Here is a 13,876-nt window from a genome sequence, read left to right as displayed (position 1 = left end):
TCAAAAAAATCGTTATGTTATAACGAAAGTATCAAAAGGTAAACAGTGCTATTGAAAATAGTTCTTATTTATTTTGAACAGCTGTGTAGCATTCAACCCTATTATCATTAGCCATAAACAAAAAATAGGCCTCTACCTTTTGGTAGAAGCCTATGATGTATTACCCTAAACAAAAATAATTTTAATGATTATCAATCAGTTAATATTGACCACATAGCTCTGCTTATCATATTTGCCTGCGTAGGGAACGGCGGTTACCGAACGCGTACGCTGCTCGTGGTCGGTATAGTGGATACTGACAGAGTCTTCAGAATCGGTATAGTGAATTTTATACGTATAGGACGTGTGTGCAGGTAGATTACCTAGCGCATCTACTCGTTTGGCACTGGTGTATTTGGCCTTAACATCAGATAACAGATAATCGCTGTCGTTATTGATGATAATGATTCCCTTCTCTTGCGAATGGATGGTATACGCGGTCAAAAGCAAGGCTAAGACCCCCAACATCACGCCATATTTAAGCATCTTATTTTCTCAGTATTTTGTTATTACTGTTTATCAGACTTTTCTGAAGTTACGGACGATTCGACTGACAAAACCCTCTCTATCATCAAAAATTAAGGCATGGCATCATCAGCAGTGAAAATACTAATAATGCCATGCCTGACGAGATATCGCTTATAATTTTATAAGCAGACAACCTTTATGCGTTGTCCGCGATACGGATAATGGGTTTTAAAGTAGTACCCTCAGCACTGTCTTTTGCCGCTTGATTAATATCTTCAAAGTCATAGTATTTAACCAATTTGTCAAAGGCAAAGCGCCCTTGTAAATAAAGCTCGACCAGCTGAGGAATAAAGATTTTGGTCGTAGAGTCGCCTTCCACGATACCTTGTATGGATTTACCGCCAAGCAGCAAATCATTGATATCAAAACCCGCATCCGTACCCAAGGCAGGTGCGCCAACCACACCAATAGTCCCAAGCGTGCCAAGCGAATCAATACCTTGACGTAAAACATCTGGAATGCCCGTTGACTCCAAGGCAAACAATGCACCGCCACCTGTAATATCACGTACCTTTTCGACCACATCTTCTTCTTTACTATTAATGACGTGCGTTGCGCCAAGCTCTTTGGCAAGCTCAAGTCGTGATGGCACCACATCCACTGCAATGATAGTGGTCGCGCCAGCTACTTGGGCTGCAAGTACGGCTGACAGTCCCACAGCGCCTGCACCAAAGGTCACAAAGCTCGTGCCCGGTCGTACTTTTAGCGAGTTAATTACCGCGCCTGCCCCTGTCTGGATACCGCACCCTAACGGACCAAGCAGCTCAATCGGTGCATCTTTTGACACTTTAATGGTATTGCTCTCTAAACTGAGCGCATAGGTCGCAAATGAAGACTGGGCAAAGAAATGATCGTTGAGCGGGTTGCCATCCGCATCTTGAATCGCGTTATTACCTTCCATGTCACTGCCACCAAAATTACGTGGATAAAACTCCTTACAATACGCCTCATGACCTGAATGGCACGAACTGCATTTTGAACAATAGCCATAGGACAATACGACGTGGTCGCCCACTGCTATATCTTTGACCAGTGGCCCGACCTTTTCAACAATACCTGCGCCTTCATGACCCAATACCAAAGGTAATGGCACAGGATAATCTTGGTCACGGACGATCATGTCGGTATGGCACATGCCTGTGGCGACGACTTTTACCAACACCTCGTCCGCTTTGGGTGCGCGGATCTTAGCCTGCTCTAAGACGAAATCACTGCCTTTTTCACGGGTAACGGCGGCGGTAATATCGGTATATTCTGTGGTACTCATAGCTTATTTCCTTTTTTATAATATGTATTGAAGTCTAGCGCTGATAAGCATTGCATTTATAAGCTTGTTTTGAGAATGAAATGCTTGCTAATAGCGCATTTTTTATTCTGGGATATTGTATTTTTAGGCAGTTATAACGTTTAGAAAATAGACTCTTTTAAAACGACTGCTTTACAGCGAGTACTTTAAAGTAAGTCTTTCTAAAATATACGTGAGCGTCGCAGCCAGTGTCAACATCGATACTGGCGCTGTATCCGTTTTGATACAATTAGATGCAAGATGTTGTTGTGACAGTATTTTTCATTTATTTATTTGTAAATTGAACGCTTATTTTTACATCAAAAAATACAGCATAAAGTTTTAAGTGCTTAAAGTTTATAGAGAAGTCAGACATTACCAATGAGGCGAGCGTTTAATCGCTTCTATAAGAAAATCAATAAACTGCCTTTGTAAAGGCGTCACCTGTTTCCGATTGGCATAGACCACATACACGCCCAGCGTTTTGGGCTGCCATTCAGGCAGTAGTTCAATCAGTTGACCGGACTCAATCAACGGCTTGACCGTACTGGATGGCTGCAAACTGATACCGTGACCGCGCAGCGTGGCCGCGAGCAATACCTCGGAGATATTGGCGCTGATATTGCCTGAGATATGGACAGATTCGGGGCCATTTGGGCCATCAAAAACCCATGCTGAGCGCCCAAAATAAGCAAACGACAAACAGTTATGATGCATAAGTGACTGTGCATCGATCGGTTTACCACGCTTTTGTAGATACTCTGGCGCAGCGCAGACAATAGAGCGACACTCGCCAATACGTCTGGCGACCACGTTTGGTTCCAAGTCATTGGTAATCCGAATGGCCAAGTCAATGCGCGCATCAATCAAATTGACTGAGTCGTCCGTCGCAAGAATATCAACCGCTGTCTGCGGCCAATGCGATACAAAGCTACCAACCACATCCATCAGCAGACTATCAATCAGCGAGTAGCTGGCAGTAATCCGCAACTGACCTTTTAGCACCAGCGCGTTTTGGTTGCGTATACCATCCAAAGTATTCGTCAATCCGAGTAGCTGATGCGCCACTTCCAGCGTCTCCTCACCTGCTGCCGTCAAGCTCAAACGTCGAGTGGTGCGATGCAATAAACGCACATCCATCCAACTCTCAAGCTCTGTCAAATATCGCGTTACTTTGGCTCTAGACATGTCTAAATTGTCTGCCGCTCGGCTCAAGCTGCCTTGCTCCACGATCGTCACAAATACCTGTAGGGCGGTCAGTCTGTCCATTGTTTTGTCCTTATTTGCGCGAAATATGAAACAGTTAATATCGAATTATAAGGTATTTCAACGAAATATAATCAAATAGAATAGATACCAGTAATTAATACCGCACATCACGTGACCCATTTACTCAAAAAAAAACAGGTATCTTATGAACAAAATTATCGCCACTGCTGCTACCGTAAGCGCGCTACTGTTTGCCACGCAAGCAAACGCTGCCAACCTAACACTACAAGAATATAAGCCCGATCAAAACGCTGTATTCCCCGTAACGTCAGTACTGGCCAGCGGTGAAAAGGACGCTATCTTATTCAATGCGCAGTTTAGTGTCAGTGACGGTAAAGCCTTGGTAGATATGATCAAAAAAAGCAATAAAGATCTTAAAATGATCTACATTACCGCAGGCGACCCAGATTATTACTTTGGTCTACAGCCATTAATCAAAGCCTTCCCCAGTGTCAAAGTTGTCTCTAGTCCCTCAATTGTGAAACACATCGAAGCCACTAAGGAAGCAAAATTAGCACATTGGGGCCCTATTCTAGGTAAACATGCACCCACAAAGATTACCGTGCCACAAGTGCTTAATCAGTCAACGTTAACCCTAGAAGGTCATGAGATCGACATTAAAGAAATAAACACTCCGCAAGCCTACATGTGGGTACCAGAGTCCAAAACCGTCTTTGGTGGCGTATCTGTGACCTCAGGCATGCATGTCTGGACAGCGGATACTCAAACAACCGAGGCTCGTAGTGCTTGGGTAGAATCGCTGGAGCATATGAAGCTGCTTAAGCCAAACATAGTCATTCCGGGACATTATATGGGCACGCCGCTCCAACAAGACTACGCCGTCGACTTTACCATCAGCTATCTAAAAACCTTTGAGCAAGCACTTGCTGCTACAAAAAACCAAGATGGTAAACAATCAGAAAAAGTGATCGATATTATGACATCAGCTTATCCTGCGTTATCGGGTGAGAGTGATTTAGAATTGAGCAGTCAGGTGAATACTGGCGAGATGGAATGGTAGTTCTGTACTAAATACAATTATCTCATTCAGTCTATTTTAGACTTTGTACAGTTGCGTCAAGTTGACGCAACTGTCTCGTTGTTTGCCTATCGAACTTGATGTTAGAGAAGAGAACTGACGTATGAACGCCTAGTGTTAGTACACATAATTAAAAAAAGAGAGCGACTTATGACAACCATACAATATCGCGATGCTGAGCCTGAAGACTTTACCGTCATTGTTGACTTGTTTGTCAGCAACATGAATCTTAGTGTGTTTACCACTGCCACAGACGATGAGGCGCTGCGGCAACTGGCCACTATTTTTATGGCAAAAGACATTCACCGTGCCACCTTTATGCAAGTTGCACGATGCAATGATACACTCTGCGGTGTCATCATTGGTGTCGCCAAGAACGACATTTATAGAGCGTTAGCGTTTGATAATAAGCCACTGATTGCTCAAGCAAAAGAGACGCTACGACTATCAGTACAAGGACGACAGGTATTGAGTGATCTACAAGTAAAAGACGAGATTAGCGCGCGACGACGTGACATAGATTTTGATAGTGAGTTACAGTTTTTTTGTGTAGATGCAAATTACCGCCGTCATCGTATCGGTGCTACATTGATTCAAACGTTTGAGGATTATCTTATCGCGAAAGGCGCAGCCGCTTATTCACTGCATACCGATAGCTTGTGTACCTATCAGTACTATGACAATAATGGCTACCAACGTGTTGATCAGTACCCCAGCCTTCTAAATTTGCAGATTGAGCATTATACGTATGTCAAAAGCTATCTTAATAGCTTTATATAGCAAAGAATCTATCTAAAAAGCACAATCAAAAAAGGTCTGAGCATATACTCAAACCTTTTATCTTCGCAAAAAACCTATTTATCAAAGTGAATCAGTATTAAAAATCAACGCTGACATCAAAGATGTAGTAACGACCGGGTTCATTGAACGTACGCGCACCAGCATTGGTCGTCGTGCCTTCTCGTTTGACTTGTCTATCAAATAAGTTTTTGACACCAGCGCCAATGGTGATAGCGTCCGTCAGATTATAGCGGGTACTCACATTAGCAAGAGCATAAGGTTCACGGTCAAGTTTTGCAGTACCAAGCTCATCACCAGTCGTCACAGAGATATTAGGTGCCTCGATGGTTCCGTAATAGCTGACGCCAAAATCTGTATTCCAGCGCGGGGTAATATCCCAATCGACGCTTGTGTTCGCTGTGAATTTAGGAATTAATGATAGCGGCTCGCCCGTATCTTTACGCTCTGAGCGAATGTTTCCTGTTAAGTTGGTTGACCATGTGACGGTATCTGTAACAGGTACTTTTACAAATCCTTCGAGACCTTCAATGACTGCATCGCCTTGGTTTTCCCACTGAAATACAGAGCGGTTTGCGGCAATACCATCAGCCACGACACCTATTACACCCACACGATCTACACCCGCACCGATACGATTGTCATAGGCGTTATGATAGTAAGTTAATCCTGCATTGAGCCCATCATTGTCTTTATAAGTAAAGGTCAACTCTTTGTTCCAAGAAGTTTCATGCTCTAGGTCAGAGTTACCCAAGACGTAACAGCCTCGTTGATCGAGCGGTACATTAGATGGACAGCCATTACCACCCGTATAGTAGATATAGTTCGGATCAAGCTGATAAAGTGAGGGCGCTTTAAATGCGCGACTAACACCTGCTTTTACCGACCAGTTCGGACTGAAATTCCAAGTGGTATTAATACTGGGTGACCAGTTACTACCAGCTTGATCATGATAGTCAAAACGGATGCCAGGTGTGATATACCAATCAGGATTAAGTTGATAATTGTCTTCTAAATAAGCACCTACTAGATACGAATCTGTCTTTGAATCACGCTTAGAAGGATCAGTTTCTGTATCACCAAACTCAAACCCCTCATCAAACGTTAATGTAGAAACCACTGGATTGTCCAGTTTTTCACCACGGAATTCTGCACCCGCGGTCAATGTATGACGGTCAAAGTAGATATCCCACTCTGATTTTGCATTTAGCGTGTCATAAGTTGCTTCTGTCCAAGTGTACTCTTCTCCTTCACCAGGAACTGAAATTTGGCCTTCATTACGACCTGCGTTGCCTTCGTTAAGGCGCTCATTGACGGTACGCGTATATTCTAAGTAACTATTACTACTGCTATTGTCATATTCACCACGATGAGTGAATGCAGCGCCATAACGCTCCATTTTGTTGGTTTCTTGACCAGCTAATGCATTGACCAAGTCATCGTTTATTGTTTGAAATTGTGAGTCGCCCGCCCAGCGATTACTTTGATTACTGTAATTAACCTCAACACCAACGGTATTCATCGCATCCATGGCGTATTCAAAAAGCTGGCGAGCGTCTATATTTTCGACCCCTTCACGACCTGCCGCAACAGAGGCTTCTGGACCACCACGCCCATCAACAATGACTGCATCTTTTGCATTAATATAAGGATCGTCTCCTTCACTCTCATGATAGCCAAGCGTGGTACGGAAGGACAGCTTATCCGTCAACGGGCCTGCCATATTGATGTTAGTCCGCCAATCGTCGCCTTCAAAATCACTGTCTGGCAACTCATAATGCCCTGACACCGAAAATTCTTTTTTGGTCGGCGCCTTTGTGATGATATTTACCACACCGCCCATACTACCAGAACCATAGCGAGCCGCTGCAGGTCCACGCAATACTTCGATACGTTCAATGGCGCTTGGTGGCACCCATTGTGAATCGCCACGAGTATCTTGTTCACTGCCACGACCAGGACGCACGGCATTACGAGAAGTGACTGGCCGACCATCGATCAAAATAAGCGTGTTATTCGGGCCCATACCGCGCAAATCAATCTGACGTTGATTACCACGCTGGCCTGACGTAGACGAGCCTGACAGATTCACACCTGGCATTTTACGCACGATTTCTGAGATGTCATTAGAGATCGATGCTTTTTCGATGGCTTCTTCACTAATGATAGACAGACCTGGCGCTTGCACCAACTCGTCCCTAGCCGCTAAGACGACAATGGTATCTAACTCAGTGCTTGGCATCTCTTGCTGTTCAGCAATATCTTGTACCACTGTGTTTTGTGCAGAGGTTTGCTGCGCTGTCAGCGCATTATTTTCTGCCGCAACTGCTGTCGTGCTAAGAATGGAGGCAACAGCCATACTTAACAGCGCTTGGTTGGTGCCAAAACGTGGTAATTTTTTTGTATGAACAGGTTTTTTATAAGAAGGTGTTGATAACATCGGCATAAATAACAATCCTGAAAGTACTTGTTTCTATCAATACCTTTCAGCGTCATCCATCAAGGAAAGCTCAGCAATAGCACGCACACATTATGCAAAAATAAATAATGTCAGGCTAAAGTGCGCTTATATTTTGACTAAAATAATAAAAATTTTGATCAAAAAAATAAAAACTGTCTTTCTCTGACTGCAACTGATAGACACTAAACGGTCAACATATTGATACAGGTCACATTTTAAAACAGAAAAACCGAACAGCAGTTAACTGTTCAGCAATAAACAATGCACACTTTAGCAACATTGTAAGGATAATACAAACAATAATGATAATTATTATTATTTACAAATTATAGTAAGATATTTTAATATAATTATCATGCAGTTATGGAGATGGCTAAAATAACCATCTTAGAATGAGGAAGGTTAATTGTGGTAGAAGTATGAGTATTTTTGTAAAGGATAAAATCAGAAAAGTGATTTATCTAGATAATATCATGCTCTAAAAACACGCGGCGCAAGACGACTACGACTAATCTGTGCAGACGCGTGCAAAGGCTGATTGGGTACATAAGATTAATTTTTGACTGAATCATCGTGATTGAGTATAACAATGACAGACGTTTTATTTTTTTGCCAACTGATTGTCAAGACTTAGATAGCCGCCGCCTTGTATCGCCAAAGAAACCAATACAACCAATAACGTCAGCGCATACTCATAACCGTTATTACTTGCGAATAAACCATTACCAATATGTACCGAAAAAATAGCGACGATCATCGTAAATGCGGCAACCACTGCTGCTGGTCGGGTCAATAATCCCAATACCAATGCTAAACCACCAAAAAATTCAGCGCTGCCAGCCAATATGGCCATCAAATAACCTGGCTCAATACCAATACTGCTCATCCATCCAGCAGTACCTGCCAACCCATTACCACCAAACCAGCCAAATAACTTTTGCGCACCATGTGCTGCTAGAATGAGACCAACTGGCACACGCAGTACTAGCGCGGCTATGCCAGCCTCTGATAGGAAGATTTTGTTTAAGGTTGAATTTGTCATTTGTGGTTACTCTATAAAATGTATGTGGAGACGTCTGTTTGTCTCGATAAGGCAATACACTTTACTATCAACAAAGCAAAAGAGTAAGATAACTAATAGCAAATAACTAACAACAGAATGTTGATAATGATATCTTCATGAATGTCTCAAGGAAACCATCAGTAATGGACAGGATCGATGCCATGCGAGCGTTTGTGTCAGTCGTCACTGAAGGCAGTTTCAGTAATGCCGCAACCGCGATGCAACTGTCGCCGCAGTTAGTGAGCAAATATGTATCAAAGCTAGAAGAACGTCTTGAGATACGATTACTCAATCGCACTACGCGTAAAGTCAGTCTAACAGAGGCTGGTAGGCATTATTTTCAGCATGCACAGCAAATATTATTAAGTATCGATGACATGGAGTCCAAACTGGGCGGGTTTCAACAAAAACCCAAAGGGACACTAAGAATCAGCGCGCCTGTATCATTTGCATTAAAACACATGGCGCAACTCATCACAGATTTTCAGGCCCTCTACCCTTCAGTCAATGTCGATTTACAGCTGACGGATCGTAAGGTAGATATTGTTGAAGAAGGCTTTGATGTGACACTTCGTATTGGACAGCTCAAAAGCTCTTCATTGATTGCCAAGCAAGTAGCGCCTATTCGAGTCATCTTATGTGCCTCGCCTGACTATCTTAAAAAATACGGCGTGCCTCGCAATCCTGAAGATCTGAAGAACCATCGTTATTTACATTACAGCTATATGGAAAGAAGCAATAAAGAAGATATTTATCAATGGCTTAGTATAGAGAGCAGTCAGCGTGATGGTGGTTTGAGCAGTAATAACGGAGATTTGCTGGTCAATGCGGCGATAGCAGGTGCGGGTTTGGCGCTGCAACCCACTTTTATTGCAAGCGAAGCCATTGTAGAAGGCAAGCTGGTGATATTGCTACCTGAATATGAGCCCGAAACGTTAGGCTTGTATGCGGTGTATGCGCACAGAAAACTGCTGCCACATAAGATACGATGCTTTATTGATTTTATCGAAGGGTATTACGGTTCACCGCCCTACTGGGATAAACCGATACCCGAAAAATAATAAACTTATCTTTAATCCACTATAAAATAAATACAGCGTGGCTGAAATATATTTTACGTAGCCTCTGTCAGTGAAAGCACAGTAAGCAAGAAAAATTTATCTCAGTCGCACGTTATGATATTTTTCATTTATCTCAGTTGATATCTAAGCAGATATATTTGGTTTCAACATATTCTTCAATACCATATTTTGACCCTTCACGCCCCATACCAGATTCTTTAACCCCGCCAAACGGTGCCAACTCTGTTGTCAGCATACCTGTGTTGACGCCGACCATACCGACTTCAAGCGCTTCAGCGATACGCCACACACGGCCAATGTCTCGACTATAAAAATAACCCGCCAAGCCATATTCAGTACGATTGGCTAAGGCAACTGCCTCTTCGTCTGTGTCAAATTTGAAAATCGGCGCGATTGGCGCAAAGATTTCTTCATTGGCAATCCGCATGTCATTGTTGACGTTGGTCAGAATGGTTGGATTAAAGAAATTTTTATCCGCATCGACTCGTTGACCACCGCACAGTACCGTCGCGCCTTTGTTTTTCGCATCTTTAACCAACGCTTCGGTATTATCAGCAGCGGCTTTTGAAATTAGCGGGCCTTGTGTTACACCTGACTCTAAGCCATTGCCCACTTTTATGGCGCGTACTTGTTCTGCCAGTTTTTGTGAAAACGCTTCATATACGCCCGCTTGCACAAATAAGCGATTGGCGCATACGCACGTTTGCCCACTGTTGCGATATTTACTCATCATCGCACCAGTAACGGCAGCGTCTATGTCTGCATCGTCAAAAACAATGAAAGGCGCATTGCCACCCAGCTCCATCGACATTTTTTTGACCGTATCCGCACACTGTTTCATCAAGATTTTGCCCACGCGCGTTGAACCGGTGAAGCTGATTTTTTTGACCATCGGGTTGGTGGTCATCTCTTCCCCAATCGCAATCGGATCGCCTGTCACCACGCTATATATACCGTCAGGAATACCCGCTTGCTGTGCCAAATACGCCATTGCCAATGCTGAGTATGGTGTCTCCATTGCAGGTTTGACAATCATTGGACAACCCGCTGCTAAGGCAGGCCCTGCTTTACGGCTGATCATTGAGTGCGGAAAATTCCACGGAGTGATGGCTGCGGTAACCCCAACAGGTTGTTTGATGACGATCAGACGCTTATCTGCCATGTGGCCAGGAATCACATCACCATAAACCCGTTTCGCTTCTTCGGCAAACCATTCTAGATAATCCAGTCCGCTTTGAATCTCTCCTTTGGCTTCGCCGATTGGCTTGCCTTGCTCATGGGTCATCAGCAATGCCAAATCTTCGATGTTTTCGGCAATCAGCGTGTGCCAACGACGCAAAACAATACTGCGCTCTTTACCCGTTTTTTTTGCCCATGTTGATTGTGCAGTGTCCGCAGCTTCAATCGCACGACGAGTTTCATTAGCTCCCATCATTGGTACCGTACCAATGACCTCTCCTGTCGCTGGATTCAGTACTTCATGGGTTTGCTTATTATCAGCATCACACCACACCCCATTGATAAAAGCTTGTTGTCTAAACAACGCATCGTTTTTTAATTGCATCTCTCTCTCCAGCAGGTTTCAGGATTCTAATAATCCGCGTGTGGTCAATACTTGACGGGCAATACGAAAGCACTCTACGCCTTGTGGTACACCGCAATAGATTGCGATGGCATGAATTGTGGCGCGAATTTCTTCCACAGAACAGCCATTAGTAATGGCGCCATTTAGATGCAGCTCCCACTCATGCATTTTGCCGAGTGCCGCAATCATGGTTAGGTTCATCAGTGAACGGGTTTTGGCGTCGATGGCCTCATCACCCCAACCAAAACCCCAGCACCATTCTGTCATGGCTTCTTGAAATGGACGGTTAAAATCATCGGCTGCCTGTAGGTTTTTTTCTACATATTCAGCACCTAACGTGGCTTTACGCTTGGTAAGACCAAGTTCAAATCGTGTTTTATCCATGACTCTTCCCTATTATTTATTGTTGGTTGAGATGCAAACCCATACGGCAGGCTTCATCGATATGTTTGCGGCAGGCTTTGACAGCAGCTTTACTGTCACCTTTGGCAATATTGTTGACGATTTCTTGTAGATTGTTTGGGCCTTTAACAGAACGCTCTTTGGTCGACAAGGTCATAAAGCGCAAACGACCGATACGACCATTCAACCGCTCTGTCAACTCCCACGCAACTGTCATGCCAGCCGTCACAAAAAGACGCTCGTAAAAGGCATAAGAATGCGCGAGTGCTTCGACCACATCCCCTGCATGCAAGTTGTCTCGAATTTGAATCAACCCTTCTTGCAATAATTCCACTAACTCAGGGCTGGCTTGCTCAGCACAATGACGAACCGCTTCACTCTCGAGCATGGCACGCAAATGATAGATTTGGCGAATCTCATCGCTCTCGAGCACAGCCACTGAAGAGCCACCTGCAGAAAAAGTCACCAAATGCTCGCTCTCTAAGTGCCTTATACACTCTCGTACCACGGTGCGACTGACGCCCAACTGCTCGCAAATAGTACGCTCTACCAATCGTTGACCTGGTGCCAGCTGTCCAATCATGATAGCCAAACGCAATTGCTCTAACGCTGTGTCTTTCAAGGTCTTTGGTTTTTCTACTTTTTCTAACATAAGGTCTCTGCTCTCTTAGATGTAAAAAAGAAGTATAGCGAGTATGGCGCAAAAAAGCAGTAAGCTTGTACCTCGTATCATGGTATACCATAATATTTTTTTTCAAAAAAAGCTAGTAATTTATTTAATACCGTATTATGGTATACCAATATTGTTAGAAACCATTTATTACTAGAGATTATTATTGAAGGGAAGTCATCATGCAAAAACCAGAAATCAGAAAGATTGTCACTTTTGAAGAAGAGACCTTGATTGAAGGCTACAAGTCAGCCGACACACCTCTACGCATGTTTGCGGTTGCAGCTGTTGTGACCAACCCATGGGCTGGTCGTTATGCTGAAGATTTGCAACCTGAAATCAAAGCGTTCGCACCTGTCTTAGGTAAGCTACTGACTGACAAAATCATTGCCTTAGCAGGTGGTGCTGACAAGATTGAAGCTTATGGCAAAGCCGCTGTAGTGGGTTTAAATGGCGAAATCGAACACGCATCAGGTCTGATTCATACCCTACATTTTGGTAATTTTTATCGTGAAGCCTTGTCTGCCAATACGTATTTAGCCTTTACCAATACACGCGGCACAGCCAGCACTCCTATCATGGTTCCACTGATGGACAAAGATGATGCTGGTCGCCGCTCTCATTATTTGACGATTCAATTTGCTATTCCTGATGCGCCTCGCGACGATGAAGTGGTGATTGTGTTAGGCGGTGCCACTGGTGGTCGTCCCCATCATCGCATTGGTGATCGTTACCAAGATTTAAAAGATCTCGGTCATGATTTGAATAATCCAGCCGCCGTTTAAGGAGCATCTACTGATGAAATGGTCACGCGAAATCTCTAACGGAATTGCTTATTACTCTAGTGGTAATCAAGACAGTAATCATGAAAACGACAAAACCACTCCCATCGTTTTTGTTCATGGCGTGGGTTTGCGAGCAGAAAGCTGGTATCAGCAGGTATCAGCCTTTAACGACCGTTATCGTTGCTATGTGATCGATATGCCAGGACATGGGGAAAGCGATTTATTGCCCAATCCCACGCTTACGTTAGAAGACTTTGCCGCGGCTCTAAACAACTTTATCCAAAACGTGGTTGGAGAGCCTGCCATTATCATTGGACACTCTTTAGGCGCAATGACTGCATTACAAACGGCGGTCAGTTACCCAAAAATCGTTAGAGGCGTTGCCGCGTTCAATGCCATCTATAATCGTCCTGACAATGCGGCGCAAGATGTACAAACTCGCGCTGAATCACTACTTAATGATCTTGATCAAAATGTGACTGATAAGCCAATTGCCAGATGGTTCGATGGTAATCCGCAATATGATAACGAGGCAGAGCTGTGCCGATCATGGCTAAACAATGGTAACCGTTTGGGGTACGCGCAAGCTTATCAAATGTTTGCACACTTACGCGGTATTCCAGCAGCAGAGCTCAAAACCATCACTGTTCCTGCATTATTGCTGACAGGGGAAATGGACATCAATTCTAGCGCTAAGATGTCACTCACGATGGCTGATATCTTGCCAAACGCCAATGCTGTTATTGTTCCAGAAGCGCGCCATATGACACAAATGACACACGCCAATGCCGTTAATAGTGCCTTGGAAAGGTTTTTTGCCCAGTGCGACTCGCACCATACGGCCAATGTGTAATCTAAAATATGCCTAAT

Annotated in this window: 13 protein-coding genes; 5 read left to right on the top strand and 8 right to left on the bottom strand. The window is 43.9% G+C overall.

Annotated elements, in window-relative coordinates; genetic code table 11:
- Nucleotides 1-195: 195 nt before the first annotated feature.
- From FW759_RS00250 to FW759_RS00240, 3 genes are all read right to left on the bottom strand, one after another.
- Nucleotides 196-525 (bottom strand): hypothetical protein, encoded by a 330-nt coding sequence (locus FW759_RS00250; RefSeq protein WP_446441833.1) that lies wholly within the window; start codon nt 523-525, stop codon nt 196-198.
- 178 nt (nt 526-703) lie between these two features.
- Nucleotides 704-1,834: an NAD(P)-dependent alcohol dehydrogenase gene (locus tag FW759_RS00245; protein ID WP_446441832.1), complete on the bottom strand. Its 1,131-nt coding sequence runs from the start codon at nt 1,832-1,834 to the stop codon at nt 704-706.
- A gap of 393 nt (nt 1,835-2,227) precedes the next feature.
- Complete coding sequence (locus FW759_RS00240) at nt 2,228-3,121, bottom strand: LysR family transcriptional regulator (RefSeq protein WP_446441831.1); 894 nt, start codon at nt 3,119-3,121, stop codon at nt 2,228-2,230.
- Between the two features lie 145 nt (nt 3,122-3,266).
- Here FW759_RS00240 and FW759_RS00235 point away from each other — a divergent pair, with 145 nt between their 5' ends.
- Entirely contained in the window at nt 3,267-4,142 is an 876-nt protein-coding gene (locus FW759_RS00235; protein ID WP_446441830.1) for an MBL fold metallo-hydrolase, read from the top strand.
- Between the two features lie 168 nt (nt 4,143-4,310).
- Nucleotides 4,311-4,940: a GNAT family N-acetyltransferase gene (locus FW759_RS00230; RefSeq protein WP_446441829.1), complete on the top strand. Its 630-nt coding sequence runs from the start codon at nt 4,311-4,313 to the stop codon at nt 4,938-4,940.
- Between the two features lie 97 nt (nt 4,941-5,037).
- Here the strand turns inward: FW759_RS00230 and FW759_RS00225 are convergent, their stop codons facing one another.
- Together FW759_RS00225 and FW759_RS00220 are read right to left on the bottom strand one after the other, a co-directional pair.
- Nucleotides 5,038-7,404: a FepA family TonB-dependent siderophore receptor gene (locus FW759_RS00225; protein WP_446441828.1), complete on the bottom strand. Its 2,367-nt coding sequence runs from the start codon at nt 7,402-7,404 to the stop codon at nt 5,038-5,040.
- Nucleotides 7,405-8,020: 616 nt separating this feature from the next.
- Nucleotides 8,021-8,461 carry a DoxX family protein gene (locus tag FW759_RS00220; RefSeq protein ID WP_062844490.1) on the bottom strand — a complete coding sequence of 147 codons (441 nt, stop codon included), beginning with the start codon at nt 8,459-8,461 and terminating at the stop codon, nt 8,021-8,023.
- Nucleotides 8,462-8,625: 164 nt separating this feature from the next.
- On the opposite strand from FW759_RS00220, the gene FW759_RS00215 reads away from it, so the two are divergent.
- Nucleotides 8,626-9,543 carry a LysR substrate-binding domain-containing protein gene (locus tag FW759_RS00215; protein WP_446441827.1) on the top strand — a complete coding sequence of 306 codons (918 nt, stop codon included), beginning with the start codon at nt 8,626-8,628 and terminating at the stop codon, nt 9,541-9,543.
- Nucleotides 9,544-9,676: 133 nt separating this feature from the next.
- Here the strand turns inward: FW759_RS00215 and FW759_RS00210 are convergent, their stop codons facing one another.
- Genes FW759_RS00210 through FW759_RS00200 form a run of 3 tightly spaced genes read right to left on the bottom strand, consistent with a single transcriptional unit; the run spans nt 9,677 to nt 12,203 of the window.
- Entirely contained in the window at nt 9,677-11,128 is a 1,452-nt protein-coding gene (locus FW759_RS00210) for an NAD-dependent succinate-semialdehyde dehydrogenase (protein WP_446441826.1), read from the bottom strand.
- Nucleotides 11,129-11,146: 18 nt separating this feature from the next.
- Nucleotides 11,147-11,533, bottom strand: a complete 387-nt coding sequence (locus tag FW759_RS00205; protein ID WP_062844487.1) for a carboxymuconolactone decarboxylase family protein — start codon at nt 11,531-11,533, stop codon at nt 11,147-11,149.
- A gap of 16 nt (nt 11,534-11,549) precedes the next feature.
- Nucleotides 11,550-12,203, bottom strand: coding sequence for a GntR family transcriptional regulator (locus FW759_RS00200; RefSeq protein ID WP_062844486.1), 654 nt, complete (start codon nt 12,201-12,203; stop codon nt 11,550-11,552).
- 200 nt (nt 12,204-12,403) lie between these two features.
- Between FW759_RS00200 and FW759_RS00195 the strand changes: the two genes are divergently transcribed.
- Together FW759_RS00195 and FW759_RS00190 are read left to right on the top strand one after the other, a co-directional pair.
- Nucleotides 12,404-13,006 carry an amino acid synthesis family protein gene (locus tag FW759_RS00195; RefSeq protein WP_446441825.1) on the top strand — a complete coding sequence of 201 codons (603 nt, stop codon included), beginning with the start codon at nt 12,404-12,406 and terminating at the stop codon, nt 13,004-13,006.
- Between the two features lie 13 nt (nt 13,007-13,019).
- Nucleotides 13,020-13,859, top strand: coding sequence for an alpha/beta fold hydrolase (locus FW759_RS00190; protein ID WP_446441824.1), 840 nt, complete (start codon nt 13,020-13,022; stop codon nt 13,857-13,859).
- Nucleotides 13,860-13,876 lie beyond the last annotated feature (17 nt).

This window comes from Psychrobacter sp. 1176_08, assembly GCF_052850615.1.
Note: the sequence above shows the minus strand (reverse complement) of the source record. Positions and strands in the feature narration are given on the sequence as shown.